General features: G+C 45.6%; 22 protein-coding genes, 1 pseudogene and 1 riboswitch. Of the genes and pseudogenes, 7 read left to right on the top strand and 16 right to left on the bottom strand.

The features are described from left to right. Window positions 1-4 precede the first annotated feature (4 nt). From UL82_RS04080 to UL82_RS04065, 4 genes are all read right to left on the bottom strand, one after another. Complete coding sequence (locus UL82_RS04080) at window positions 5-1,126, bottom strand: cation diffusion facilitator family transporter (RefSeq protein ID WP_083966409.1); 1,122 nt, start codon at window positions 1,124-1,126, stop codon at window positions 5-7. Between the two features lie 205 nt (window positions 1,127-1,331). Next, on the bottom strand, window positions 1,332-2,348 hold the full coding sequence (gene ilvC / locus UL82_RS04075) for a ketol-acid reductoisomerase (protein WP_046439149.1): 1,017 nt from the start codon (window positions 2,346-2,348) through the stop codon (window positions 1,332-1,334). Window positions 2,349-2,431: 83 nt separating this feature from the next. Further along, complete coding sequence (ilvN, locus tag UL82_RS04070; RefSeq protein ID WP_046439147.1) at window positions 2,432-2,956, bottom strand: acetolactate synthase small subunit; 525 nt, start codon at window positions 2,954-2,956, stop codon at window positions 2,432-2,434. A gap of 3 nt (window positions 2,957-2,959) precedes the next feature. After that, window positions 2,960-4,852 carry an acetolactate synthase large subunit gene (locus tag UL82_RS04065; protein ID WP_046439144.1) on the bottom strand — a complete coding sequence of 631 codons (1,893 nt, stop codon included), beginning with the start codon at window positions 4,850-4,852 and terminating at the stop codon, window positions 2,960-2,962. Window positions 4,853-5,264: 412 nt separating this feature from the next. Between UL82_RS04065 and UL82_RS04060 the strand changes: the two genes are divergently transcribed. The 3 genes from UL82_RS04060 (at window position 5,265) to ilvD (ending at window position 9,439) form a co-directional block, all read left to right on the top strand. Then, complete coding sequence (locus tag UL82_RS04060; protein WP_046439142.1) at window positions 5,265-6,911, top strand: mechanosensitive ion channel family protein; 1,647 nt, start codon at window positions 5,265-5,267, stop codon at window positions 6,909-6,911. An 18-nt stretch (window positions 6,912-6,929) separates the two neighbouring features. Beyond that, entirely contained in the window at window positions 6,930-7,457 is a 528-nt protein-coding gene (locus UL82_RS04055; protein ID WP_046439141.1) for a PH domain-containing protein, read from the top strand. A 143-nt stretch (window positions 7,458-7,600) separates the two neighbouring features. Further along, window positions 7,601-9,439, top strand: coding sequence for a dihydroxy-acid dehydratase (ilvD, locus tag UL82_RS04050; protein WP_046439139.1), 1,839 nt, complete (start codon window positions 7,601-7,603; stop codon window positions 9,437-9,439). A 221-nt stretch (window positions 9,440-9,660) separates the two neighbouring features. Here ilvD and UL82_RS04045 read toward each other — a convergent pair whose 3' ends face one another. Together UL82_RS04045 and UL82_RS04040 are read right to left on the bottom strand one after the other, a co-directional pair. Next, window positions 9,661-10,671: a DoxX family protein gene (locus UL82_RS04045; RefSeq protein WP_046439138.1), complete on the bottom strand. Its 1,011-nt coding sequence runs from the start codon at window positions 10,669-10,671 to the stop codon at window positions 9,661-9,663. Window positions 10,672-10,745: 74 nt separating this feature from the next. Next, window positions 10,746-11,447, bottom strand: a complete 702-nt coding sequence (locus UL82_RS04040) for an HNH endonuclease family protein (protein WP_052735863.1) — start codon at window positions 11,445-11,447, stop codon at window positions 10,746-10,748. A gap of 30 nt (window positions 11,448-11,477) precedes the next feature. On the opposite strand from UL82_RS04040, the pseudogene UL82_RS04035 reads away from it, so the two are divergent. After that, window positions 11,478-12,577: pseudogene (locus UL82_RS04035) on the top strand (glutathione S-transferase family protein). A 5-nt stretch (window positions 12,578-12,582) separates the two neighbouring features. Here UL82_RS04035 and UL82_RS04030 read toward each other — a convergent pair. After that, window positions 12,583-13,449, bottom strand: a complete 867-nt coding sequence (locus UL82_RS04030; RefSeq protein ID WP_046439137.1) for a LysR family transcriptional regulator ArgP — start codon at window positions 13,447-13,449, stop codon at window positions 12,583-12,585. Window positions 13,450-13,519: 70 nt separating this feature from the next. On the opposite strand from UL82_RS04030, the gene lysE reads away from it, so the two are divergent. Next, window positions 13,520-14,215, top strand: a complete 696-nt coding sequence (gene lysE / locus UL82_RS04025) for an L-lysine exporter (RefSeq protein ID WP_046439136.1) — start codon at window positions 13,520-13,522, stop codon at window positions 14,213-14,215. Between the two features lie 71 nt (window positions 14,216-14,286). Here the strand turns inward: lysE and UL82_RS04020 are convergent, their stop codons facing one another. The 9 genes from UL82_RS04020 to UL82_RS03980 all read right to left on the bottom strand — a co-directional run bounded on the left by UL82_RS04020 (window position 14,287) and on the right by UL82_RS03980 (window position 25,560). Then, window positions 14,287-14,961, bottom strand: coding sequence for an ABC transporter ATP-binding protein (locus tag UL82_RS04020; RefSeq protein WP_046439134.1), 675 nt, complete (start codon window positions 14,959-14,961; stop codon window positions 14,287-14,289). Next, window positions 14,961-15,725 carry an ATP-binding cassette domain-containing protein gene (locus UL82_RS04015; protein ID WP_046439132.1) on the bottom strand — a complete coding sequence of 255 codons (765 nt, stop codon included), beginning with the start codon at window positions 15,723-15,725 and terminating at the stop codon, window positions 14,961-14,963. The genes UL82_RS04020 and UL82_RS04015 overlap by 1 nt, the downstream gene beginning before the upstream one ends. Continuing rightward, window positions 15,722-16,507, bottom strand: coding sequence for a nickel transporter permease (nikC, locus tag UL82_RS04010; RefSeq protein WP_046439130.1), 786 nt, complete (start codon window positions 16,505-16,507; stop codon window positions 15,722-15,724). The genes UL82_RS04015 and nikC overlap by 4 nt, the downstream gene beginning before the upstream one ends. After that, window positions 16,504-17,445, bottom strand: a complete 942-nt coding sequence (locus UL82_RS04005) for an ABC transporter permease (RefSeq protein WP_052735862.1) — start codon at window positions 17,443-17,445, stop codon at window positions 16,504-16,506. The genes nikC and UL82_RS04005 overlap by 4 nt, the downstream gene beginning before the upstream one ends. After that, complete coding sequence (locus UL82_RS04000; protein WP_158407824.1) at window positions 17,435-18,973, bottom strand: ABC transporter substrate-binding protein; 1,539 nt, start codon at window positions 18,971-18,973, stop codon at window positions 17,435-17,437. Before UL82_RS04000 ends, UL82_RS04005 begins: the two co-directional genes overlap by 11 nt. A 220-nt stretch (window positions 18,974-19,193) precedes the next feature. Continuing rightward, window positions 19,194-19,390, bottom strand: a riboswitch (cobalamin riboswitch). A gap of 285 nt (window positions 19,391-19,675) precedes the next feature. Next, window positions 19,676-21,175 (bottom strand): YkvI family membrane protein, encoded by a 1,500-nt coding sequence (locus UL82_RS03995; protein WP_197719650.1) that lies wholly within the window; start codon window positions 21,173-21,175, stop codon window positions 19,676-19,678. Window positions 21,176-21,567: 392 nt separating this feature from the next. Then, window positions 21,568-23,073, bottom strand: coding sequence for an Asp-tRNA(Asn)/Glu-tRNA(Gln) amidotransferase subunit GatB (gene gatB, locus UL82_RS03990; RefSeq protein ID WP_046439128.1), 1,506 nt, complete (start codon window positions 23,071-23,073; stop codon window positions 21,568-21,570). A 118-nt stretch (window positions 23,074-23,191) separates the two neighbouring features. Further along, window positions 23,192-24,220, bottom strand: a complete 1,029-nt coding sequence (locus UL82_RS03985; protein WP_046439127.1) for a 6-phosphofructokinase — start codon at window positions 24,218-24,220, stop codon at window positions 23,192-23,194. 104 nt (window positions 24,221-24,324) lie between these two features. Beyond that, entirely contained in the window at window positions 24,325-25,560 is a 1,236-nt protein-coding gene (locus UL82_RS03980; RefSeq protein ID WP_046439125.1) for an MFS transporter, read from the bottom strand. Window positions 25,561-25,673: 113 nt separating this feature from the next. Between UL82_RS03980 and UL82_RS03975 the strand changes: the two genes are divergently transcribed. Together UL82_RS03975 and UL82_RS03970 are read left to right on the top strand one after the other, a co-directional pair. Next, window positions 25,674-25,997: a hypothetical protein gene (locus UL82_RS03975; RefSeq protein WP_046439123.1), complete on the top strand. Its 324-nt coding sequence runs from the start codon at window positions 25,674-25,676 to the stop codon at window positions 25,995-25,997. 135 nt (window positions 25,998-26,132) lie between these two features. Continuing rightward, complete coding sequence (locus tag UL82_RS03970; RefSeq protein ID WP_046439122.1) at window positions 26,133-26,972, top strand: siderophore-interacting protein; 840 nt, start codon at window positions 26,133-26,135, stop codon at window positions 26,970-26,972. The last annotated feature ends 19 nt before the right edge of the window (window positions 26,973-26,991 follow it).

The following is a 26,991-nucleotide window of genomic DNA, read 5'->3' as shown; positions in this document are numbered from 1 at the left end:
AAGCCTAATGTGGAGAACATACTTCTTCGTGTTCGAGATGTCCTTTTTCTTCTAACTGAATAGTCGAATGCCCAATGCCTAATTTACGCAGTTCAGCCTGGGCAGTATCAAGCACTACCCCAGGTGTTACATTTTCATCAAGAATCAAATGGCAGGTGGCCAAGGTCTCGTTTCCATCAAGCGACCACACGTGCAAATCATGAACCGATTCCACCCCCACCACAGTTTTAAGAGCATGCTCAACTCGCCTCATATCCATATTGGCAGGTGCATGCTCCATAAGCACCATCGTTGTTTTTTTCAATAACTGGAAAGAACGCGGCAAAATCATTCCGGCAATAATCAAAGACCCAATGGTATCCACCCAGGTAATTCCGGTAAATTTCAATACAATTGCCGCGACAATCACTACGACTGACCCAAATAGATCCACTAGGACGTGCAGATAAGCGCCTTGTAGGTTGACACCTTCGTCTTTATGCCGATGTAACACCAAAGCGCCAAAAATGTTTGCGGTCAAGCCAATAATGCCGACAACAAGCATCATGGTGGAATTGACTTCTTCCTGACTGCGCAACCGCGAAATTGCCTCAATAACAATCCATACTGAAATAGCAGTCACCGTCACCGCATTAATCAAGGCGGCCATCACCTCAACGCGCCGGTAGCCAAAAGTCGCAATAGAATTTGCTTTTCGACAAGCAATCAACATTGCCACCAAAGCAACAATAAGACCGGTGGAGTCACTAAGCATATGCATTGCATCTGATAGCAATGCCAATGAACCACTTAATAAGCCACCAATAACCTCAGCTAAAAATACTGCCGTAGTAAAACCGATGACAGCAATAAGGGCTTTAAGACTACTCGGCACATGCGCATGATCATGTCCATGGCTGTGACCGTGACTGTGATCATCTCCGTGATGATGACCGTGTCCCTGGTGGTCATGGTTGTGCGCATGATGGTCATGAGTATGTCCCTGATGGTCATGAGCATGTTCATGTACCGCATGTGAGTGAAGATGCGCAGCATGTGCTGTAGTTTCACCGCGTGCTGGAATATATTGCGGAACACGTTGGTTTTGATAAAGCTTACGGCGGTGCGAATCTGGTGCATTGGTCATAGTTTAGGATCATAGCAAGATTTTCAATAATTTCACTTAATTGAAAACAAAAAATAGGTCACACTATGAAAAAACAATTCCTAAAGAAAAATGCCCCTACCGTTAAGCAGGGACATTAGTTCATTCTGTCTACTTCGCCACGTTATCAAATCAAGCAGAAAATAAAACCAACTTTTCCGATAACTAATCTCTAAGTAGCTAACCCCTAAGCGGTTTCAGAACGGGCATCAACTTTAACCCAGCTCATCATATCTCGCAGCGCAGCGCCAGTCTTTTCAATCTCATGATTAGCATATTGAGCACGCAGGGTTTCTAGTTCCTTATTGCCACCTTCTACGTTTGCTACCAAGCGCTTTACAAAAGTGCCATCTTGGATATCAGCTAGAATTTCCTTCATCCGCTTCTTGGTATCAGCATCAATAACCCGTGGGCCTGCCAGATATCCACCAAACTCCGCGGTGTCAGATACCGAGTAGTTCATATTGGCAATACCGCCTTCAAACATAAGGTCAACAATAAGCTTCATCTCATGTAAACACTCAAAATATGCCATTTCTGGCTCATAACCAGCCTCAACAAGAACCTCAAAACCAACTTTGATAAGTTCTTCCACGCCACCACACAGAACAGCTTGCTCACCAAAAAGATCAGTCTCAGCTTCAGCTTTAAACGTAGTAGGAATAACTCCCGCACGAGCGCCACCAATAGCAGCCGCATAGGACAAAGTTAACGCTTGTCCTTCGCCTTGGGGATCTTGATCAACAGCAATAAGCGTCGGCACGCCTTTGCCATCAACAAACTGACGACGAACCAAATGACCTGGTCCTTTAGGCGCAACCATACCTACCGTGATATTTTCCGCCGGTTTAATCAAACCGAAATGAATGTTTAATCCGTGGCCAAAAAGCAAAGTATTACCATCACGTAAGTTCGGCTCAATCTGCTCAGTGAAAATAGCTGCCTGAGAAGTATCCGGAGCCAAAATCATAATGACATCTGCCCACTCAGCCGCCTCAGCAACAGGCAAAACCTCAAACCCAGCCTCTTGAGCTTTCTCGGCAGACTTTGATCCTTCACGCAAACCGACGACTACCTCGACACCTGAATCACGCAAATTCTGTGCATGGGCATGCCCTTGCGAACCATAACCAATAACTGCAACCTTACGCTGTTGAATAAGCGATAGATCCGCGTCTGTATCATAAAAAACTTCGATTGCCATAAAAATACCTTTCTAAATTGGAATATCTTATATGTACCACACAATGAGATTAAAACCGGTATTAATCTCATTTAATGGGAAGTTTATCGGCTTTGCCGGGGAGCCATTGTTTTAGGTCCACGGTGTAGTGCGATCTGCCCAGAAGAAATCAATTCCCGAATACCAAAAGGCTCAAGAACATCCAGCAGCGCATTAAGCTTGTCTTTAGTACCTGTCGCCTCGATAACAACTGAATCTGGCGCTACATCAACAACTCGTGCCCGAAAAATATTGGCAGCATCAACAACCTGTGGTCGATCAGAAGCATCAGCATTAACTTTGACCAGCATGAGTGCTCGTGCAATTGTGGAATCTTCTTCCAAACGCACCACTTTCAACACCGGAATCAACTTATTCAGTTGTTTAGTAATCTGCTCCATATTGAGTTGGTCAGCATCGACAACAATTGTTATTCGATTAATACCCTTATTTTCCGTACGTCCGGATACAAATGACACCAAACTAAAACTACGACGGGTAAACATAGCAGCTATACGCGAGACAATACCGTCAACGTCTTGTACCAAAACACTCAAAATATGACGAGTGACAGTGCTATTCGTAGTCATTTTCTACTCTCCTGCCGCAGTATGGGAATTATGTTTTTGAGCCTGCTCCATGCTTTCGTCAATGACAGCATGAATACTTTGGGGTTCCTCGCCTGCTGATTGATCAGCTTCAAAGAAAGGACGTAAACCACGGGCATATTGAATCTCTGAATTAGATGCCCCTTGAGAAACCATCGGCCATACCTGTGCATCTTCACCAACAATAAAATCGATAACCACTGGACGATCATGAATTGATCGAGCTTTTTCAATTGCCGGAATAATTTCTTCCTCTTTGGTTACCCGGAGGGCCACACAACCTTGAGCCTCAGCAAGCTTCACAAAATCTGGCATATACTCATCTTGCTCACGCAACTTGGTATGCGAATAGTGGCGATCATAAAACAGCGTCTGCCATTGACGCACCATGCCTAGATTACCGTTATTAATCAAGGCGACTTTAATAGCAAAACCTTCTATTGCAGAGGTAGTTAGTTCTTGATTGGTCATTTGAAAACAACCATCACCATCAATCGCCCATACTTCCTTATCCGGCGCGCCAGCTTTTGCTCCCATAGCTGCTGGTATCGCATAACCCATGGTTCCTGCCCCGCCAGAGCTTAACCACGTGCGTGGCTGTTCAAAATCAAGGAATTGCGCTGACCACATCTGGTGCTGGCCCACACCAGTACAATAAATCGCATCCGTGCCCACAGTTTCGGCAATGGCGCGAATAACCTGCTGTGGCTCTAGTAACCCATCATCGCTGCGATCATAACCACGTGGAAATTTCTCTTTAAGTTCAAACAAATAATTACGCCACTGGGAAATATTTATGCCACTAGCTACCCGTTTTTTAAAGGTAGTCAATAGCGCTTCTAATACCTCGCGAGCATCGCCAACAATAGGGACATCTACTGCACGTAATTTACCGATCTCAGCAGGATCAATATCTGCATGAATCACCTTCGCCTCTGGAGCAAAAGTACTTAATACGCCAGTAACCCGGTCGTCGAAACGCGCACCAATGGTAATCAAAAGATCAGATTTTTGCATTGCTCCCACTGCAGCAACCGTGCCATGCATACCTGGCATCCCCATATGTAATGGATGAGAATCAGGGAAGGAACCCAATGCCATCAAAGTTGTAACAACTGGAATCCCAGTATGTTCGGCAAAAGCGAGTAGTTCCCGATGAGCTTCTGCCTTAATTACCCCACCGCCAATATATAAAACCGGCTTCTTTGACTCTGCAATTAATTTAACTGCTTGTTCAATAGGGCGATTATGCGGCACAGTAACCGGCTTATACCCAGGTAGATCAATAATTGGCGGCCACGAGAACTCCATCTCCGCTGCCTGAATATCTTTAGGAATATCTACCAAAACTGGACCGGGACGGCCAGTACTTGCCAGATGAAAGGCTTCTGCTATTGCTTGCGGAATCTCTTCCGGGGTAGTGACCATAAAATTATGTTTGGTCACTGGCATCGTAATACCGCGAATATCAGCTTCTTGGAAAGCATCCGTACCAATAAGGTGACGCCCAACCTGACCAGTAATAGCCACCATTGGTACTGAATCCAAGTATGCATCTGCAATCGGAGTAACAAGATTGGTTGCACCCGGTCCAGATGTTGCCAGACATACCCCTACCCTACCGGTAGCCTGAGCATATCCAGTTGCCGCATGACCTGCGCCTTGTTCATGGCGCACCAACACGTGACGTACCTTCTTTGAAGCATAGAGCGCATCATAAAGCGGCAAAACTGCGCCGCCTGGAAGACCAAACACTAGGTCAATTCCCAACTCTTCAAGCGATCTCACAATTGCATCAGCACCGGTCATACGTTGTGGTTTTGATGGTCGTATACGCTGTGCAATTGTGGCGGGACTGGGGTGAGTGGAAGCTGCCACGACTTCAAACTCCTTGGGTTAAGAAACGTGCATCAATAATTGTTCAAAACCGCGAATGGATGGGGGTCACCCGCATTCTCGTTTTCGAACGCTCCATAGTCATGTGGATAAGCCATGAAAAAACCCTCGCGAAGCACTTGTGATGCTTCCGAGGGCGCTTGACATTGACGACTTATAGGTTAAGCCGCGGCCGGCAAGCGCCGCGCGGTAATCACTACAAGTCGAATAATGTTCATAAGCAGTCATGCTACACCGTGCATTATGTTTTCTGCATCTCGACAGCTATTGCTGGTTACCCCCACCATAGATAACCGGGGAAAATATAGCAAAAATCACATTTTTATTTCCCTTTTACCCTTATCTCATTCTTAACACCCCATCAATAAACATGTACTCAGTACACTAGTGACACATGCCGTTGAATTACATTGCATCTGCATTATGGGCTTGGGTAGCCACCACCGGAATAACGCTTGCTTTACTCATAACTGCCGCATTTCTAGTTCCGCGTGCCGGCCGCCTAGTTATGCGAATTATTGAACGCAAGGTATTAGCCGAAGACACTGATGAGTCCAAAGCCTATCTTGCTATAGCTGGTGTGGCGATCTATGTCAGTCAGATCATTGCCTACTTTCTTATTTTCGCTTTCATCTTGCAGGCACTTGGCTTCTCTCTATCCTCTGCTGCACTGCCAGCAACTGCAGCTTCAGCAGCAATTGCGTTAGGTGCTCAGTCAATTGTTGCTGATTTCCTGGCTGGTTTTTTCATTCTTACTGAAAAACAATATGGTGTCGGTGACTGGGTGCGCTTCGAAGGTGGTAAAACCACTGCTGAAGGCACAGTTATCCAAATCACTATGCGTGCCACTCGAATCCGTACCCTTGCTGAAGAAACGGTTACCATTCCTAATTCCTCTGCCGGAGTATCTATTAATAATTCCAACTATTGGTCTTCAGCAGTCGTGGTTATGCCCATCCCACTACTAGGATCGCACTCTATTTATGATGCTATTGAGCGCTCCACACGAGCTGCTCAGCGCGCACTAACCAAAAAAGAAATCGCTTCTGAAATACTTGGTGAACTCAGTGTGCACGAATCAACCGCAATTACCGCCCCAAGCACAGTCGGTATGCCATGGACAGTAAATATTCGCTTTATTTGCCAAGTAAAACCTGGCAGTCAATGGCGAGTTGAACGTGCTATTCGCACCAGCATTATCGACGAATTCTGGCCACAGTACGGTTCCATCCCTACTGCTACTGGTCTTCCCGAACCAGGAAGCCAATTTCTTGACAGCGTCAACCATGACATGTCTCGCCGATTAACTTCTGATCCAGCCCACACACCATCGACTTGGCCGGATCATACTCAAGCTGATAAAACTGACGCTAATAAGCTCACCAGGTCTATCAAAAAGCACAATGACCAAGCACAGGCTAAATCAACTATTGTTGCTCAGGCAGCTACTGAAACCGAACCTCAAGTAGTCACTCTACCTAGCAGTGATGCTCAAGATCCGGCACGTAAGCACGAGGCACACAATGATCCTGCCGCTACGCAACCTCGATTTACTGCTAATCAAGAAAAAAACGACCAGGATCACACTAAGCCAGCAGTTTCAACTGAGCAATCAACCTGGCACAAAATGCTTACTCTTGGTGGACGAATGCGTGCATCGACAGCAGTGCTCTTACTTATTTTTGGTGTTCTCATTATTTTGCGTGGTTTAACCTTCGAGACAAACCATGCGGATACCAATGGGGTACTTGCACCTGCACCACAAAACCAAGTGGTTTCCCCAACTTCTGTGCCACCAACATCGCCAGTTATCGAAACTACGCAGGCACCGTCGACAAGCGAAATAATCCCAGAGGAATCTCTGGTGTCTACTCCTGTGTTAACCACAGAGCCTAATACTGCTGAGGAAAGTACAGACAGTAATGTCTCGATTGAAGAAACACCCATAGAATCGGCTGCTCCCACTACAGATCACAATACTGATGCTACGCAATCACCACAGGAACCAGATAACCCTCAAGTTCAAAATCCGACGCAATAGTAGCTAGGATGTACTGCCATGAGCGCTCACCCCACATCTGCACGCGAAGAAAAAGATTCAGTGGTTTTTTCCCCTGATCGAACTCACCTACTAGCTGCTGGTTTGATGACTATCATGATGATTCTTATTCTTGCCAGCTTGCCCTGGTATTTCATGGTGGTTACTGCGCTTCCGCTGATTTTTATTCTATGGGTTCTGCGCGCCAAAACAGTGCTTAACGACGAAGGCATTAGCGCCACATATCTTTTTAAAAGCGCCCAACAAGCCCACTGGAACGAGATCTCTGGGGTGGGTTTTCAAGGTGCTAAAGCTTTTGTTGAGCGTAACGACGGTACTAGCTTTTCTCTTCCCGGAGTAACTTTTAATTCTTTGCCTGCTTTAGAAGAAGCTTCAGCCGGGCGTATTCCCGATGCTTTATCTCAAGGGCTTGCTGCTGCTAACGATAAGGTTCGAATTGTGCGTCGCGATGGTCAAGAAATTTTGATCAGCAAACAAGAATATGAGGCACTACAGGCGAAGAAACAATCAGATACTGAATCTGCTTAAAGTTCGAGTTGACTTAGATTTTTTGTATCTTCACTGCTTTAATGAGTACTACGCCACAAGCGAATCGCCGATAACGACTCTCACCCGGAGTCAGATAACTTCTCTAACCAGCCCACTTATAACCAGCTCACTCGAAAGTAAACATGTTTCCGCTTCGATCTAAAGCAACAACCATCAGCCGCAATGCTTCAGGTGCCCGTGCACTATGGCGTGCTACTGGAACTCAAGAGCATGAGTTCGGTAAACCCATTGTGGCTATCGTTAATTCTTATACCCAGTTTGTTCCCGGCCATGTGCATTTAAAAAATGTGGGTGACATTGTTGCCCAAGCGGTACGCCATGCAGGCGGGGTACCCAAAGAATTCAATACCATTGCAGTTGACGATGGTATTGCAATGGGTCATTCTGGAATGCTTTATTCTCTACCTTCGCGGGAAATCATCGCCGATTCCGTTGAATATATGGTTAATGCGCATACTGCTGATGCCATGGTGTGCATTTCAAACTGCGATAAAATTACCCCAGGTATGCTCAATGCGGCTCTGCGACTAAACATTCCGGCTATATTTGTCTCCGGTGGACCAATGGAAGCCGGAAAAGTCGTTGCAGTCAACGGTATCGCTCATGCTGCTACTGATTTAGTTACTGCTATTACTGCTTCAGCTAACACTACAATTTCGGATAATGATCTCACTGCTATTGAGGCTTCAGCATGTCCTACCTGCGGCTCATGCTCAGGCATGTTCACCGCAAACTCAATGAATTGTCTTACCGAAGCACTTGGACTTTCGCTTCCTGGTAACGGAACCACCTTAGCTACGCATACGGCACGTAAACAGCTTTTTCAAGAAGCTGGAACAATGATTGTTGATATCTGCCAGCGCTATTACGGTGAGGAAGACGAATCTGTCCTACCACGTAATGTGGCTACAAAAGATGCTTTTATCAATGCCATGGCACTTGATATGGCCATGGGGGGCTCAACAAATACTATTTTGCATACTCTTGCCGCAGCACAAGAAGGCGAGATTGATTTTACGCTTTCCGATATTGATGAGTTGTCCCACCGAATTCCGTGTATCTCCAAGGTGGCCCCCAATGGTACTTACCATATTGAAGATGTCCATCGTGCCGGTGGCATCCCAGCGATTTTAGGAGAACTGCGTCGCGCTGGAATGCTGAATGAAGACGTACACACCCTTGCCTATGACACTGTCGATGGCTGGCTTAATGATTGGGATATTCGTGGCGGTAAAGCAATCGACCGAGCCATCGAGCTCTTTCATGCGGCTCCTGCAGGAATACGTACTACCGAAGCATTTTCACAGTCCACACGCTGGGATTCGCTCGATCTAGATCCAGAAAATGGTTGTATTCACGACACCGCACACGCCTATAGCGAAGATGGTGGATTAGTTATTCTCCGAGGCAATATCGCTCCAGATGGTGCGGTATTAAAAACTGCCGGTGTAGAAGAAGAACTGTGGGAATTCTCTGGTCCAGCTCGAGTAGTTGATAGCCAAGAGGCAGCAGTATCTACCATTTTGAACCGTGAAGTACAACCAGGTGAGGTTGTGGTTATTCGTTATGAAGGACCTTCCGGCGGTCCTGGTATGCAAGAAATGTTGCACCCAACCAGCTTTCTTAAAGGAGCAGGTTTAGGTAAAAAGTGTGCATTAATCACCGACGGTCGTTTCTCTGGTGGTACCTCAGGTTTATCTATTGGCCATATTTCTCCTGAGGCGGCTCATGGTGGGGTTATCGGTCTCATTAAAAATGGGGATCCGATTAGTATCTCTGTGAGTAATCGAACTTTGAATCTCGATGTATCGGATGAAGAAATCCAGCGTCGTCGTAAAGAAATGGAACAATCAGATAATCCCTGGACCCCGCAGCGTAACCGAAAAGTCTCTAAAGCATTGCGTGCCTATGCGGCAATGGCAACCTCTGCTGATAAAGGCGCTGTTCGCCAAGTAGATTAACCGTTCCTAGAAATAACCTAATCTCAGTGTGCGTTTGCCTGTATTTTCCCTGCGTTATTTTCCTAAAAACGCAGGGTTTTTACTTACTCTGTACAGTTAATAGCTTTTAGTGCTGCAGCCGCCAGTACAAGTAAACAAAAACCGGACACGTTTTTGTTGCGTGTCCGGTTTTCCCCAGAAATATTTATGTGCTGTAGTTGCGCTCTAGCGTTAGATACTTTTTAGAAAGGGTTAACTCCAGCGCCAAACCACCATAATGCCACTGCCGCAGCAATACCAAGGATGGAAAAAATCCAAGAACTTACCAGTGGTCGACGAGCCCAACTACGAGAAATATCGAATGAATAAATACCTGGACCGGTAAATTGCAGTGCGAGTGCAATACCGGTGACCACCAATGCCAACCATATTCCATCAGGAAGATTAAAATAGCTAGTCAACGTGGTTGTATCTAAGGTATGGAGGGCACTAAAAATAGTTACTACTGTGGCTACCGCTGCTGCCACGGGAGTAAGTAGGCCAAAGATAAGAAATACGCCCGCGGCTAGTTCTAATGCTGGTATCCCTACCGCAAGCACCTCAGCCATCGCATAGCCATCCATGCTTGCTTGAAAACCATTAAGTCCGCCGCTATTACCAAGTCCAAAGAAAATTCGTACCGAATCACTAATGAGATAGATTGCCATCACTACGCGTAAGAGTGCAAGGCCAAAATCGATAGTTCCACGTTTTGCTTGTACCACTAGCGCTTCCGATTCCATAGCTGGAACAGGTACCGGTTGCTCATAGCTATTAAGCGGGGTGGCTACTGTAGTAGCCGGCGCTAACGGCTGTGCTGGAGCAAAATCCTCATCGTTGTAATGCGAAATCGGCGCGTCTGAGGCAAGCCGCTGGTTACGATCAGGGTGTTCAAAAACTGTAGTCTCTTGTGCCACCGGGGAAAGTGTTGGTTCTGGGCGTTGAATCACCGTCGTTTGAGTGTCCTCAACAGCTGGTTCCTGCTTTTCGACGGAATGTGCTTCTGCTTGCTTCGAAAATTGGGCAGCTTTAAACTCGGTGGTTACCGCATCGCTAACATCAGTTACTGCCAATACGTCTTGTTCTGGATCAATCGCCTGCGGTGCCGCGCGCCCGGCGCGCTGGTAAAGGTTATGTTCCTTAGCGTCATATGTGGGAACATCGTCTAACTCGTCAAATTCAGTAGCACGATCTGGGGTATTCTTTTCGCTCATGCATCCAGGGTAAGCGACTTTTCAATTTCGCTAGGAACCTTTTCGGCGTGCCTTATGCAGAAATCGCGTCTAGGTCACACTGAACAGTTCTGCAATACCTCGCGTAGTATCTCGCGTTCTAATTCCGTGACCGCGAGAGTGTAACTGCTTTTCACAGTGACTACTCGCTGTGCAAATGTACATTGATACTCGGTTATTGGTAGCCATTGTTCAACAGTATGAGCGCTTTTTGCTTTATTAGCACTCTCGGTTGTTGCTTGGAGGTTTAATGGATCATTAGCAAAATTTCTTCGTTTATCCTCATCCCAGGCGTATGCTCCAAAATACCATGCTTGTGCCAAGGCGACGATGTGGTCAATGGGTACCAATGCTGAGGTGTCATTTCCACGCTGAAAATAGATAGTTTCGCCAGTATAAACATCGTCAAGTATTCCGCTTTGTACCACGCAATCTCGGGTTTCTGGTTTATAGGTCACCTCACGTAAATCTCGTTTGAGAATGTCATTGCGGGTATCGCACCCATTATGTCCATACTCTACTGTGACATCATCGCTCCAGCGCTGACCAAATTGAGCGCGTTCATATGTTGGTATAAGTGGCGAGTATTCAAAACTAGGTAGGTTTTCTAGCAGCTCTAATATTTCTAATGAATTATTTGGTTGAGTAGTTTTAGGCTGGGTTAACCGGCCGTAGCCTAGCTCAGTATTCGTGTATACCAGCGCAATAATGGCCACCAGTGCTACCAAAGAACTAAAAATAACGATTATTTTTTTCATATCTTCACTACCCTAACAATCAGGGTGGACATGATCTTTTGTAGAGTCAGTTCATACTCTACAATTGTTGATATGACAACTTCGTCCGAGTGGGTAGGTTCTGCCCGTTATGCCAGCGCCGGTGAGTTTATTCGCGATACCAACTACATTGACGATCGCATTGTAGCCAGCGCCGATAAACCTACCGTAGAACAAGATAATCGCACCTTATGGCCAGTCGAGCCACACCGTTATCGTCTTGTTGCCGCACGCGCATGTCCCTGGGCGCATCGCACAGTAATTACTCGTCGACTTAAAGGACTCGAAGGGGTTATTTCCTTAGCTTTAGCAGGACCTACTCATGATCAACGCTCATGGGCTTTTAATCTCGATCCTCACGGGGTAGACCCCGTACTTGGTATTGCACGCTTACAAGATGCTTATTTTGCCCGATCCCCACACTATCCACGTGGTATTACTGTTCCTGCCATTGTTGAGGAAAGCACTGGTGTGGTGGTGACCAATGATTATCCCAGTATTGTTGTCGATTTTAATGAGCAGTGGCACGCTTATGAACGAGACAATGCGCCCGATCTTTATCCTCAGCAGCTACGTGCAGAAATAGATCCACTTATTCGCACTATTTTCACTGAAGTCAATAATGGTGTGTATCGATGTGGGTTTGCAGGTACTCAAGACGCCTATGATGCAGCGTATGCTCGACTTTTTACTGCTTTAGATTGTTAGAGCAACGGCTTTCCACTCGTCGTTATCTCGTTGGTGATCACATCACCATTGCTGATATTTATCTCTACCCCACTTTGGTGCGTTTCGACGCTGTATACCACGGACATTTTAAATGTAATCGTAATAAGATCACCGAAATGCCAGCGTTATGGGGATATTTACGTGATTTGTATCAGACTCCTGGTTTTGGCGATACAACTGATTTCACGGAGATAAAACAGCACTACTACATTGTTCATAGCGATATTAACCCCACTCAAGTTGTTCCTCAAGGACCAGATCTTAAAGGACTTTTCACCCCGCACGGGAGAGAAAAACTAGGTGGTAACCCTTTCGCACCCGGTGTTAGTATGCCAGGACCAATTCCCACCGGTGAAGAGGTAAAAAACCCGATAATGCCCTAAAGGTATTACCGTAATTCTTTAGCTGCGTTTAAAACTGCACTAGTTAGTTGTTCCAGCGCTGGCGATTCTAAGCGCCAACGCTGCCAATATAAGGTTGTTTCTACAACTGAATCATCCAAGCGCACCACATCACCAGCATCAACTAAAGCCACAGCATCCTCTTCTGGTAGCAGCGCCCAGCCTAACCCTACTCGAGCAGCTTCAATAAAGGCCTCGGCACTAGGAATTTGTGAAATTCGACGTTGCCGCACCGGATGTGCTACCCGATTACGTAAATCCTCTGATTGCAAACTGTCGCGCGGGCCAAAACGTAACGCCGGCATATACTCCCAATCTATTTTTCCTGCAGTGGTGTATTGGGCGAGTAATTGAGGATGCGCTACGGAAAAATAACGCATTGTGCCTAACCGAATAGATTCGCAGCCACTTACGGGAGCTTCTTCCCTCGTTACCGCACCAAGCACATCCCCGCGGCGCAATAGCGTCAATGTTGCCGACTCATCTTCAATACGCAAATGCAAAGAAGCATTATCGATACGAGCTACCTCAGCTAATACCGGTTTAAACCAAGTAGCCAAAGAATCTGCGTTAATAGCTACTGCTAATGGGATTCGCGCAAGTCTGCCTTGAAGTTGTGCTTCTGTTTCTGCTTGCAAGAGCGCCATACGCCGAGCGGCTTGCACCATCACTTCACCTGCATCGGTTGTTGTTACTGGGTTGGCCCGACGAAGTAATACCCGACCGGCACTTTTTTCCAATGCTTTTACTCGCTGGCTTACCGCGGAGGCAGAAATTCCCAGCACTAGTGCAGCCGATTCGAAGCTTCCTTCGTCGACAATTGCTAACAACGTATGCAAATGAAGCGGGTTCATGAAGCTATTCTAAACTAAGCTGAAAAACTTTTATTTTACTTCATTAGTCAAGGAGCGTAAAAATACTCACATGAGTATTGCGCTATCGGGGTTCTTAGTTGGACTCTCCCTCATTGTTGCCATCGGACCACAAAATGCGCTCATTATTCGACAGGGCATTAAACGCGAAGGCATTATTGCGGTCATACTAGTTTGCTTGATCAGCGATATTATTTTGATCTTTGGCGGCACCCTCGGTGTGGGCGCGCTGGTCGAGCAAGCACCCATTGCGCTTACCATTCTTAAATGGTGCGGCGTAGCGTATCTAGCTTGGTTTGCATTCCATTGCTTTAAAGATGCGTTCAAAAAGGATGTCGAATCTATCACTATTGATAGCGTTTCCCCACAAAGCACTGCTTTTGACTCCAACCAAGCCACTAGTCTAGCACCGGTAACAACCACTACCCGCCCCGTTACCTATACTTCACCTCAAACACGCAGCTGGGTTAAACCAATGCTTGCCGCTCTCGCTTTTACGTGGCTCAACCCAGCTGCTTACATTGATGTATTAGTTATGCTTGGTGGAATTGCTAACCAACATGGCCCTGATGGCCGCTGGGTATTCGCTGCTGGTGCACTTGCTGCTAGTTTCCTATGGTTTCCTTCGCTAGGGTTTGGTGCAGTGTATTTCTCAAACGTGCTTAGCAAACCAAAATCTTGGCGAATTATTAATTTCTGTGTAGGCATCATCATGATTATTATGTGCCTTCGTCTGCTCATGCACTAAAGCATAAAACCTAAAAACCTGTGCCACTGCAGATAATTTTCACAGTAATACAGGTTTTTATTTTTAACGTGTTATTCCATAAAAAGATCCACCAAAGTCTTGGTGTACTGATCACGCTGTACAGAAAAAATATCTTTCGCTTCAAACCTATCGACGATTTTTCCACTACGCACCACGCAGATCTCATCGGCAAGCTCATGCACACAGGCTAAATCATGAGAAACAAAAATGAAGCTGGAACTACCTTTTAGCTCTTGAAGTAACTGCATTACACTTGCTTGTACCGTCACATCTAAGCTTGCAGTAGGCTCGTCGAAAAGCACAACTTTGGGCGTAGTACTTAAGGCACGCGCAATAGCAACCCGTTGTAACTGGCCTCCAGAAAGCTGACTAGGATAACGATCAAGAAGCTCAGGATCAAGCCGAACACGTTGCATCAACTCGATAAGTAACTGCTCACTGATATGCTGACGACGAATTGACAACGGCTCACTTAGACTACGGCGGATACTTAACCGAGGGTTTAATGAGCCCGCCGGGTGTTGGAACACCATTTGCACATCATCAAAACCAATTAGTGAACCACGATCTGGTCGTAACATTCCGGAAAGAATTTTTAATAAAGTAGATTTTCCAGATCCAGATTCACCCACAATACCTAAACAGGTACCCTCATTCATCTCGAAGCTCATTGAGAGCTGAAATTCACCACGATCAACAAAAAGATCATCTGCGCGCAACACCATCAGATATTATCCTTTCGAAGTGTTTTTACCGCACTAATAAGCTCACGAGTATAGGGATGCTGTGGGTTATCCAAACTCTTACGCCCACCGGCTTCAACAACCTCACCACCACGCATCACTGTTACATAATCAGCATATCTGCGCACCACTCGTAGATCATGGGTAATAAATAAAACCGCAGTTCCTTGCTGACGCATAATATCGATATGTTGCAGCACTTGTTTTTGGGTTACTGCATCTAATGCAGTAGTTGGTTCATCGGCAATTAGTACCTTAGGGTTGAGCATCATTGCCATTGCTAAACTTGCACGTTGAAGCTGTCCACCAGATAATTCACCAGGAAATCTCCTCATTAACTGCGGATCAAGGCTCACCTTTTCAAAAGCTTCTGCTACATCCATGGTGCTCTTATGGGCACGCAAAGTCTCAGAAATTTGTGCCCCCAAACGCAAATATGGAGTGAACGCGCTTGCTGGGTCTTGAGCCACATAGGCTACTTCTTTGCCAAGGTGATGCCGTAATTTTTTCGCAGAGAGGTTCAACCAATTTTGTCCATCAACAAGAATTTCCCCGGCGGTAGTGCTAATGCCATAAGGCAGCTGACCAATAATAGCTAATGCTGTCATTGTTTTACCACTGCCTGATTCACCAATAAGTGCCGACCAGCTACCAGCAGAAACTGCTAAATTTAAGTCTTTTACCAACACTTTATCTGCAGTAGCTACTGCTACATCCGTTAATGTCAGTACCGGATTATGATTCATCGACGACCTCCCGAAAAACGGTGGGTTAATTGATCGCCAGCAACCGAGGTTAATAACACCACTAACAAAATAGCTAATCCTGGATAAATCATTAACGATGGCGCTTCGACAAAGTATGTGCGTCCTTCGCTAAGCATCGCGCCCCATTCTGGCGATGGTTGAGGAACTCCTAACCCCAAAAAGCTCAGTGAAGCTACTAACAGCACAATCTTGCCCATATCCAAAGTAGCTAACGCAAGCACCGACCCAGCAATATGCACAAGTAAATGTTCGCGCACAATACGCGTGCTACTAGCACCAGAAATCCGCGCCGAAATCACATAATCTTTATGCTTTTCTTCCATCACAATCGAGCGCGCCAATCGCGCATAACCAACCCATTTAACTACCACAATGGCAAAAATCAGATTTAATACACCAGGTCCCATGATGCCAGTAATGACAATGGCAATTACATACTCCGGGAACGACAGAAAAGTATCAGTGACCCGCATTAAGGTCCAATCGCGTCCCTTCGAACCAATACCGGCATACATACCAATAGGAACCCCAACCATAGTGGAGAAAAGCAGTGCCACCATTGATAATCCGACCGTGGTGGGCGCACCAGTAAGCAGTCGGGATAAAACATCACGACCTAAATTATCAGTACCTAGCCAATTGCTTGTTGATGATCCCTGCAACGCATGAGAAAGATCAACTGTATAGGGATCCTGTGGCGCAAGAAATGGTCCCAAGCACAATAGCAATAACAAGACAAAAATAATCAATACTTTTTTCATGCTTGCCTCCGCAAACTAGGATCCACTAGTCGGCAAAGTAAATCACTAAGCTGCATAATCAGTACAATGGCGATACCTACTAACAAAATCACACCACGGATAACCGCATAGTCGCGATTAGTAATCGCATCCATAGTTAGCATGCCTACCCCAGGTAGAGAGAAGACAATTTCTACCACGATAGAACCAGAGAGCAGGCTGCCAAAACTTACTGCCAACATGGTAATCACAGGGATAAGTGAGCCACGAGTAATATGTTTTGCAATAATCAGTCGCTCACTTACTCCACGAGTACGCGCAGAACGAATAAAACCCATATCGGAAATTTCCACAAACCGATTACGAAAAATCTTAATAAAAGGTGGTGCAATTGCTACTACTAAGCAAATTACCGGCAGCCATAATCCTTTGCCGCCCTTCCATCCTGATGCAGGTAGAATTCCCCACTTCACAGCAAATAGGTTGATAAGAACTAGTGCTAACCAAAAGGTTGGCATTGCCGAACCAAGATAGCAGCCAGCCATAATAATTTTGTCAGGCAAGCGACGGCGAAATAATGCAGCTACAGTGCCAGAAAAAAGCACCACTAAGATAGTCACTGCCAGAGAAACTATCGAAAGTATAAATGTTGCCGGCAACGCTTGTGTAAGTTCGGTAATTACCGGTTTTGAAGTAATTGCCGAAGTACCTAAATCGCCTTGCAACAGTCCACCAAGATAGCGGGCATACTGGATCAAGATATTGTCATTAAAGCCAAGTTCTTCTCGAAGTGCAGCAATCTCTTCCTGAGTCACTGCCACTTCATCAATCCGCAAAAGCTTTAATACTGGATCACCAGGGGCAAGATAAACTATACCGAAACTAGCAATAGTGAGAATCCATAAATTAAAAAGGATTCCACCACAGCGTGTTGCAACGCTTGATAATTTAGGATTCAACGTCCAAATCCTTGGTCACCATTGCAAACTCAAGATCGTTACTAGGAGTTACCCAACCGCGCACAGTGTTTTTAAAACCGGCCGATTCGTTAATAAACAGCACATAAGAGCCTAATACGTTATCGCGGATATAGGCGGCAATATCTCGCATACGCTGAATACGTTGCTCAGGATCAATAGTGGCATTGAACTGCTCAATCATAGCGGTCAAAGCTGGATCATTGACTTTGCCGTAATTAAGGGCACCGTCTGGCAAGTAAGAAGAGTTCACAAAATAAGAACCATCACCGCGGGTAAGCGTGGACATCGAATACGTTGCGATGTCCCAATCACCAGCAGCTAAGTATTCATCAATATTTTCCGATAGAACGATCTCCATACTCATACCAAGATTTTTAGCTGCATCCTGGATTGTTTGGGCGATTTGTGGCAACTCTGGACGAGAATTATAAGTAGCAATCTTGAGATGAAGTGGCTGTCCTTTATACATGGCTACGCCATTATCAAAACTCACCCCTGCGGCTTCAAAGAAAGCACGCGCCTCAGATTCTCCATAAACAGGCTTTACAACATCTGGAGTTACTGGGAATCCTTCCGGCATAGGGCTGGTTCCAATCTCGCCATTGCCCTTCAAAATGGTATTAACCATAGATTCGCGATCAAGTAAAGCATCAATGCCTTTGCGGAACTCAAGTTTATTAAAAAGTTCCCCATTAGTACTACCAGCTAGGTTATACATTAAGTCATAGGTACGAGTTCCAGGGACGGTTTCGACCTCAATACCGGCAATGTTGCGCAATGAATCAATATTTTCCAGACTTAACCGATGCGCAATATCTACCTGACCGGACTGTAATGCTAATAGCCGGGAATTCACATCCTCATTCGCGCTCAGGGTGACTGAATCTAGTCGTGCAATGCCATCCCAGTAGTCCTCGAAACGCACTAATTCGGAATCACCAGTCGTTGAAAAACTCGTGAACTTAAACGCTCCGGTACCCACTGGGTAGCTTTCATTAGCATTAGGATCAACTATCACCGCATTGTAATGAGCAAATTGCGATGGTAACGAAGCATACTGAGTAGTTGTGGTGATCTCTAGTTTGTGCCCCTGGGCAGTCATTGACTCAATATTAAGAGTTTTAGCTAATGCTGGATTAGCGGCAATAGCAGACTCAATATTTGCTTTAACTACCTCGGCATCCAATGCGGTGCCATTATGAAAAGTTACATTTTCCCGGATTTGAAAAGTCCAATGTTGTGCATCTTCGCTTTCCCAGGAAGTAGCTAGCTTTGGTTCAATTTCTTTAGTATCTGGGTTAACAGCCACCAAAGTTTCTAAGGCACCCGAATTTAAGAAAAAAGGATAAGCTACCAAGTGTGGATCTTCGGTGTTCGCATGATAAACAAGCTCTAGATTAAGGTGTTTGCCATCACTATTTGAGCTGACGTCTTCGACACTGCAAGCGCTCAGCGCTACCGCAGCACTTATAACAACTGCGGTGATAGCCTTCATTGACTTCTTCATTTTTTCTCCCACTAGTTCAAAATGTGAACTGGGCAAAGAAAAATGCGCAGGCACTCCCCTTGCTCCAGTGCCGCGCATTTTGTCGAGCATCATTAGAAAGAACCACCACGTACACAAGCTGTCTTGCTGAAGATAGCACCGTCTAATCATCTACTTAATAGTGTTTCCACGCACCACTAAGCGATAAAAAGTCGATCCCCAAGACAAACTCTTATCCTAAGATCTCGATAGTGCTCCAGCAGTTCTCCTGGCTTTAAAGGTCAAACACATACCCACTGCCTTCCCAGCTTAATTAAAGCCAGTGGCTTATGATCACTTTCTTGTGCGTATGCTTCCTTTTAACAGTGGCGGGACCGCTTCGGATTTTCACCGAATTCTCTCTAGGCTGATCAATGCACCAGAGCACTCATGCGCTAGCATGCGATACTGATAACATATCGGTACCGTTACATGCCAACATTACAAAGGTACCTCAGTTTGTGTAAAAGTGGCCGTTTTCAACTATTTATTAACTGAAAACGGGTGGATAAGTACAAATCTTGTAGTTCTATATTCAGGGGTATTTTTTAACAAAAATCCGGTAAAAAATACCCCCAACAGCTTAAAACGCAATCCAAATTGCGTTTACAAGTACGTAAGGGCGTAATAAAAAGTGAGCTAATCCTCACCACTTAAAGGGGTAATATTGAGCTCTTATCAGGATTAAAACTTTTCCTTATTACTATCGGCTACCGGAACCTGTCCACGCTCAGGCTCGCCATGGACAGTAAACTCCACCACTTGGCCTTGCGCGTCGGTCATATGATATTCCGCAGAATGTATTTCTTCTCCACCGAGTTGCTCATCTTCCTCGACTAACGCCTCATCAGGTAAATCTTCTTCGGAGACAAAACTGGTTGTATCGGTTAACTCTTCAACCTGATATTCATCAGATTCAAACTCGTCTAAGCTAAAGTGCACTTCACCATCACTATCAAGACTTTGAGAAACTTCATTTAAAGCAGTATCGAAAAGTTCCTCATCTTCTAGATTGGATTCCTGCATAATTGCCCCCAATTCTTCAGCATTTTCTGCGGTGTAGTGACGATCTGGGCGCAGACGCAAACTTAGTAGTGCTCGAACTCGGGCTCGACGCTGTGCTTCTTCTTTGATCTGACTAAATCCACGTAACCAGGCAGCCATTAACACGATAATAAGCGCAATGCCGATATACCCTAACACTGGATATACATACTGCATGAGCACTTTAAACCCTGCAAAACTAATAGCAAAACCAGCCAGGCAACCAATGATGAAAATCTTCCGGTAGTTTTCTGGTTTACGTGCAGAAAGCCTACGACCGAGAGCATAAAACATGCCGATGGCGGTATTAAAGATCATCAGATAAATAATGATCGCCATAATGATGCCCAAGATCGGATGGATCTCATTAACTATTGCTAATAACGGCATATCCGCGTTGCCAACAATATTAATATTGACCAGCAAAGAGAAAGTGGCTACAGCCATAAGCAGCGCATACATAATCCCGCCAAGTAAGCCACCCAGGCCTGCTTCTTGGGGATTTAAATTGTCGCCGCCGATAACAAGAGACATTGATACGGCTAAAATGAGCGCTAAACCAGAGTAATTCAGTGCTGAAATCCACCAATTAGGCAATGGCGATTCCATCGCTTCTGCTACCTGGAATACCTCGCCAAAATTACCCGGTAGATGTAGCAGCGAATAAATTCCAACTACTAGCACCGCAATGATAATCAGTGGCGTAATTCCGCCGATAACTCGGCTAACCTTATCAACATCTAACATGCCACATGCCAGCACCAATATCAGCATTAATGCCGATCCCACCCAGGTAGGAAAACCCCATTGCTGCTCAAGATTGCTACCAGCACCGGCCAACATAACAAAACCAATAGAAAAAAGCGTGACCACAACTGAAAAATCGAGGAATTTGCTTACTACCGGGTGAGCTACCGAAGAAAATACTACATTGTGTTCACTAGCCTGGAAATAGCTTCCCAACTGCAAAAATACAGTTCCAGCTACTGCCATAATGCTACCAGCTAACAGCATGCCCCAAATTCCACTGCTGCCAAAAGATACAAAATATTGCATTACTTCTTGGCCAGAAGCAAAACCAGCCCCTACTAGTAGGCCAACAAAAGACAGGGATATTCCAATCGAACGTGCGATAGACATAAAAAGAAAACGATCCTTGAACTATTCTCTTTGATGTTCTTTTCTTTTTCGCCACAAGCGCAGACTCTCTGCGAGGGCGAGCCTATGGTGTTACAACCATGGGGCGCTTTAATGCACAGGTTCCGAAATATCTCATCTCGGTTACTACTGGCACAAGATGTGGGATAACCACATGAAAAGAGCAATCAATAATCAAGGATAGCGAAAAATTCGTCGCTATGCCTAAGTTACCTGTTCAACATATAGATAGCGAATCTACTACTATCAAGCTTGCTTCGGTGTATCTAACCGAAAAAGGTTAGTACCTATTAGGTTGCCAGTAGGTACTAACCTTTTATTGTTAGAGTAATTGCTTATCGACGATCCCAATCCATGGCATCGTTGTATAAGAATTAGGCTAATTTTTCAGCAATGAGCTTGTTAACCTGTGCGGGATCTGCCTTGCCCTTGGTTGCTTTCATTACTGCACCAACGATTGCGCCAGTAACCTTGGTATTTCCTGCCTTGTACTTTTCGACGATATCAGGATTTGCTGCCAAAGCTTCTTCAACAGCTGCCTCAATAGCGCCATCATCACGAACAACTTCCAGCCCACGTGCCGCAATAACTTCAGTAACACTACCTTCGCCAGCCAACACTCCATCAACTGCCTGACGAGCTAGTTTATTAGTAAGTTTGCCGGCCTTTACTAGTTCTGCCACCTCTGCTACTTGTAGCGGAGTAATTGGCAGGGTTTCAAGTTCTACTGAACGCTCATTAGCTTTTTGGGAAAGATACGATACCCACCAGCTACGCGCTTCAGCCGCAGATGCCCCAGCCTCAGTGGTCTGAATGATCAATTCTAGTGCGCCAGCATTAACCAAGTCACGCATTTCTTCATCTTTCAGACCCCACTCAGCTTGGATCCGAGCACGGCGTACCCAAGGCAATTCCGGCAAGGTAGCGCGAATTTCTTCCACCCATTCTCGAGGCGCGATTACTGGTGGCAAATCAGGATCATTGAAATAACGGTAATCCTCAGCAGTTTCTTTAGGGCGTCCTTTAGAAGTTGTGCCATCAGTTTCTTGATAGTGACGCGTCTCTTGAACAATCTCACCGCCATCTTCTAGCACCTGCGCTTGACGCTGCATTTCAAAGCGCACTGCTTGTTCCACAGATTTTAGAGAGTTAATGTTCTTAGTTTCGGTACGGGTACCAAATTCTTCTTGACCAATAGGACGCAGAGAAACATTGGCGTCGCAACGCATAGAACCTTGATCCATGCGAGCATCAGAAACGCCAAGAGCCTTCATAAGATCACGGAGCGCGGCCACATAGGCACGAGCGATTTCTGGTGCCCGATCACCAGCTCCAATAATCGGCTTAGTAACGATCTCAATTAATGGAATGCCGGCACGGTTGCAATCCACTAAGGAAGCAGTAGCACCATGAATTCGACCACCGGCACCACCTAAGTGAGTTAATTTTCCGGTGTCTTCTTCCATATGAGCTCGCTCAATCTCAACTCGCCAGGTGCTACCGTCGTCAAGCACAACATCGAGGTAGCCATCATAAGCAATTGGCTCATCATATTGGGAAATCTGATAGTTCTTTGGCTGATCAGGGTAAAAATAATTCTTCCGTGCAAAACGCGAAGACTCAGCAATAGAGCAATTAAGCGCTAACCCGATCTTGATAGCCCACTCCACACCTTTAGCGTTTACTACCGGCAGCGCACCTGGCAGACCCAAAGATACCGGATCAACATGAGAATTCGGCGCTGCCCCAAAGTGTGCAGAAGGTGCGGAAAACATCTTGGTCTCGGTAGCCAGTTCAACGTGAACCTCAAGTCCCATTACTGGATCAAATTTTTCGATAACCTCGTCGTAGTCCATCAAGTCATACATAGCAGCAGTCATGGGTAAAAATTATACATACCCAATGAGTAGGCAGAGATACTCAAACCGAAACTAGAAAAATAAAACGTCGTCGATAGTTACTTTTACTATCGACGACGTGAGGACTTGCTGGAAAATTTTAACCAAACAATGCCCGTGCAGTGCGGTAACGTCCCTCAGGTACAGTCTTCAAAGTGCCAATGGCCTCCTCAAGCGAGATCAACTCAATGTGTTCGCCTTTAAGCGCCACCATCTTGCCAAAATCACCGGTGTGGCAGGCACGTGCTGCATGCACACCATAGCGAGTAGCAAGCACCCGATCATAAGCGGTAGGAGTACCACCGCGCTGAATATGACCAAGTACTGAGGTACGAACATCATGTCCAAGACGCTTTTTAATCTCTTCGCCAATAACTTGGCCAATGCCATTAAAAGTCTGGTGTCCGAATTGGTCTACACCACCTTCTTGGAAGTTCATAGTGCTTTCCTTAGGCAGTGCGCCTTCAGCGACTACGATGATCCCGTATTTTTCCCCCATTTGGAACCGGCGTTCCATCTTCTTACAAATTTCTTCAATATCAAAAGGCTGCTCTGGGATCACAATGTAGTGTGCACCACCGGCCATACCCGCATGTAAAGCAATCCAACCAACATGGCGACCCATAACCTCAACGATCATAACGCGATTATGAGATTCAGCAGTGGTATGCAAACGATCAATCGCATCTGTTGCAACAGAAACTGCGGTATCAAAACCAAAGGTGTAGTCAGTGCCATTAACGTCATTATCAATGGTTTTTGGCACGCCTACAACCGGAATTCCATTATCAGAAAGCCACTTTGCGCCCTTAAGGGTACCCTCGCCTCCGATCGGGATTAACGCGTCAATACCAGCATCAGCAAGGTTGGCTTTAATCTGGTCGATACCATTTTTGAATTTATCCGGGTGCAGTCGACCCGTTCCTAAGATTGTGCCACCACGAAGCAAAATGCGGTCGATGTTCTCATCGTCGTAAAGCTGAATGCGCTTATCTTCCATAAGGCCTACCCAGCCGTCTTGGTATCCAACAACGGTTGAGCCATATTCGGAACTCGTACGAACGATGCCACGGATCACTGCGTTGAGGCCCGGGCAGTCACCACCTGAGGTCAATGTTGCAAGTCGCATGAAGCTCAGTTTAGCGCTTATGTTGTGATCATGCCCGTTCGGACTTATGTGACCTACACATCAACGATGGCTTAGCTAACAAAACCAATCAGCTACTGTGCAGTTCAATCCCCTAAGGAAGATGTTTCTGTAGCAAAAGATGTGATCTTTCTATCAACATCTTTGGTATTTGAATCATTGTGAATAACCCGTAATCCCACAATCAATGCCACTAAAGTAATAGCGGCAAAAATGAAACCGATTGCCAATGCAATGGAATAAATATTCATAAACCCTAAAGCAATAGTCACGAATGCAAAACCAATCGGCGCTGCGAATTCACCAATCATCATAAACACCGAGAACGCCCGCCCGCGTACTTTATCCGGTACCAACTCAGAGATCCAGACAGTTTGCAGGGGCGCCATAAGTCCACCGGCAATACCAGCGATAAAAGCACCACCAAAAATTGCCACATTAGACTGGAAATAAGAAAACAGCAGTAAACCAATACTGTCGCCAAGCATAATAAGTACCCAGAGCCGACGACGATTTTTCAACCCAATAATCGAAATTACCCCAGAAGCTGCGATCATACCGACCGAATACATCGAGAACACAAGCCCATAAGAACGCGGTGTATTTATCGCTTCATAATGTGCCGGAAGTAAAATAATCAGCAATGCTGGCACAACAATTTGCCCTACTGCTGATACCACTGCCAGCAGGCGAATTTCTGGTTCCTTAAGCACTTCCAACCAACCACGCAGTTCGATTTTCTCGGCAGCATATTCACTAGCTGGTAAGCGAACAAAAATAGTTAATACTGCAGCCAAAAAAGAGGATCCAGCAGTAAACCACAGCACCACGTGGGTAGGAAAATACCCTAATAAAATACCGCCAACGGCTGGTCCAATAAGAAATGAAATACCGGTAATTGCACCTAATAAACCAGAAATTCGCTCTAGGGAAAACACATTTTGACTTTGCGCTACGTCATTAACCAATGCATTACGCGCAGCCATACCGGGAATATCACCAATTGCACCCAGAATTCCTAACACAATAAACCATGCAACAGTAAGATCACCATATTGATCCACCATAATGAGTGCTACCACGCTAGCGGCACTAAAAAAGTCAAAGATAATGCTCATTGGTTTTCTACCAAAAGAATCAATGAGCTGCCCACCAACAAAAGCAAATAGTACGGATGGAACCGTAGTAAAGGTGGCAACGATACCTGCCGCCTTTGGATCACCAGTAACAGCTAACACCAACCATGGCCACACAACCGAAACCACAGCGTTGCCGAACATTGATGCCCCAGCGCTTGCAAGATACAAAATCGGATTACGCATACTCACCCTAAAAAATTATTTGTGTATTCATACCTTTTCTAGGGTTAAGAAAATCACTAGAATGGCACTACCTTCTTAGCAAAAAGACTGTCCAACGATGTTATAGGGAAAGTATGAGCAGTATTAATTTAAAGAAACCGCATGATGTCTCAACGGCAGCAACCACTACTGTCGGCCTCGTCGGAGGTTGGCTAATTGCCCGCGAAACCGGTATTCGACCACTCGGTGGTGTTGTCCTTGCAGCTGCCGGTGCCTGGTCTGCCCGCAGTTGGTATGCCAAAGGCAAAATGCCACTGACACTTGGTCTAACAAGCGCCTATGTTACCGTCTTTGGACTTTCTCATCCGTTAGCAAAAAAGATCGGAGCATGGCCATCGGTTTTTATGGTTACCGCAGGAGTAGCTAGTGCTGCACATCTTCTTAGCGACAGTAAATAATTCCTCTTTAACACAGTTGCACTAAACTTTTTGACGCTACCTAGTAGGTATTTTTCACATACGCAGATACCTATTAGGTGGCATTTTTTTATTTTCTTCCCCCACTTCCAGCAAAACAAGCTAGGCTAGGCTGTCATGACTAAACCATCACGCCCGCCACTAGAAGCTTATGAAGCAACCGTTATCGCACACACCTGGATAAATAAGGAACTAATCCGAATTAGCTTCTTGGCTCTGGCAATTACTAATAAGAAACTTGATTTTAGCGATCACTATGTCAAGCTCCTTTTTATTCCACCTGAGGCACAGTACAACTGGCCATTTGATTTAGCCGAAATAACTAGGACTCTCCCCCGCAAGTTACAACCAATTAAACGCACCTATACCTTATGCAATATTGATCAAAAAGCTGGTACTTTTGACATTATTTTTCTTGCCCATGGTGCCAATGGTTTTGCTGGTGTCTGGGCTCAAAAAGCCCAAATCGGCGATGTATTACCTTTTGTTGGTCCTGGTGGCGCCTGGGCACCTAGCCATCATAAACATTATGTTCTTGCTGGTGATGAATCTGCTATCCCCGCCATCATGGAAGCCACCCACCGCCTCAATGGTGCTAGTGCCGATGTGTTCTTAGAAGTTTCCTCAGCCACATCACATTTCGATCTTCCTCAAATACCTGGTATCGCTATTTACTGGGTAGACCGTAATGGTGCCACTCCTGGAACCATGCTTGTTCAGGCACTGCGCTTACTACCTGATACTAGCTTTAACTCCGATACTGGTTGGTTTATTCATGGCGTAGCCGAAATGGTAAAAGATGTTCGCCGACTTTTATTCGTCGATAGGCAAGTAGCAAAAAGTGATGTTTCAATTTCTGGCTACTGGCGTCTAGGGATGACCGAAGATGAATGGCAAAGCTCCAAGATAGTTTTCAATCGCGACAACGAAGCCGAAGAAGAAAAACTAAGACACTAACCAAAATATTTTTATCCCG

The organism is Corynebacterium kutscheri, from assembly GCF_000980835.1.
Lineage (GTDB): Bacteria > Actinomycetota > Actinomycetes > Mycobacteriales > Mycobacteriaceae > Corynebacterium > Corynebacterium kutscheri.
This window is presented reverse-complemented; position numbering and strand designations above follow the sequence as displayed.

What these genes read in the sequence shown, in the direction of transcription:
- ilvN (WP_046439147.1), bottom strand. Translation starts at nt 2,956, where the DNA reads ATGACTACGAATAGCACTGTCACTCGTCATATTTTGAGTGTTTTGGTA.
- UL82_RS03995 (WP_197719650.1), bottom strand. Translation starts at nt 21,175, where the DNA reads ATGTCTATCGCACGTTCGATTGGAATATCCCTGTCTTTTGTTGGCCTA.
- UL82_RS04040 (WP_052735863.1), bottom strand. Translation starts at nt 11,447, where the DNA reads ATGAAAAAAATAATCGTTATTTTTAGTTCTTTGGTAGCACTGGTGGCC.
- UL82_RS04080 (WP_083966409.1), bottom strand. Translation starts at nt 1,126, where the DNA reads ATGACCAATGCACCAGATTCGCACCGCCGTAAGCTTTATCAAAACCAA.
- gatB (WP_046439128.1), bottom strand. Translation starts at nt 23,073, where the DNA reads ATGACTGCTGCTATGTATGACTTGATGGACTACGACGAGGTTATCGAA.
- ilvC (WP_046439149.1), bottom strand. Translation starts at nt 2,348, where the DNA reads ATGGCAATCGAAGTTTTTTATGATACAGACGCGGATCTATCGCTTATT.
- UL82_RS04000 (WP_158407824.1), bottom strand. Translation starts at nt 18,973, where the DNA reads ATGAAGAAGTCAATGAAGGCTATCACCGCAGTTGTTATAAGTGCTGCG.
- UL82_RS04015 (WP_046439132.1), bottom strand. Translation starts at nt 15,725, where the DNA reads ATGAATCATAATCCGGTACTGACATTAACGGATGTAGCAGTAGCTACT.
- nikC (WP_046439130.1), bottom strand. Translation starts at nt 16,507, where the DNA reads ATGAAAAAAGTATTGATTATTTTTGTCTTGTTATTGCTATTGTGCTTG.
- UL82_RS04045 (WP_046439138.1), bottom strand. Translation starts at nt 10,671, where the DNA reads ATGAGCGAAAAGAATACCCCAGATCGTGCTACTGAATTTGACGAGTTA.
- UL82_RS04020 (WP_046439134.1), bottom strand. Translation starts at nt 14,961, where the DNA reads ATGGTGTTGCGCGCAGATGATCTTTTTGTTGATCGTGGTGAATTTCAG.
- UL82_RS03985 (WP_046439127.1), bottom strand. Translation starts at nt 24,220, where the DNA reads ATGCGACTTGCAACATTGACCTCAGGTGGTGACTGCCCGGGCCTCAAC.
- ilvD (WP_046439139.1), top strand. Translation starts at nt 7,601, where the DNA reads ATGTTTCCGCTTCGATCTAAAGCAACAACCATCAGCCGCAATGCTTCA.
- lysE (WP_046439136.1), top strand. Translation starts at nt 13,520, where the DNA reads ATGAGTATTGCGCTATCGGGGTTCTTAGTTGGACTCTCCCTCATTGTT.
- UL82_RS03980 (WP_046439125.1), bottom strand. Translation starts at nt 25,560, where the DNA reads ATGCGTAATCCGATTTTGTATCTTGCAAGCGCTGGGGCATCAATGTTC.
- UL82_RS03975 (WP_046439123.1), top strand. Translation starts at nt 25,674, where the DNA reads ATGAGCAGTATTAATTTAAAGAAACCGCATGATGTCTCAACGGCAGCA.
- UL82_RS04055 (WP_046439141.1), top strand. Translation starts at nt 6,930, where the DNA reads ATGAGCGCTCACCCCACATCTGCACGCGAAGAAAAAGATTCAGTGGTT.
- UL82_RS04030 (WP_046439137.1), bottom strand. Translation starts at nt 13,449, where the DNA reads ATGAACCCGCTTCATTTGCATACGTTGTTAGCAATTGTCGACGAAGGA.
- UL82_RS04060 (WP_046439142.1), top strand. Translation starts at nt 5,265, where the DNA reads ATGCCGTTGAATTACATTGCATCTGCATTATGGGCTTGGGTAGCCACC.
- UL82_RS03970 (WP_046439122.1), top strand. Translation starts at nt 26,133, where the DNA reads ATGACTAAACCATCACGCCCGCCACTAGAAGCTTATGAAGCAACCGTT.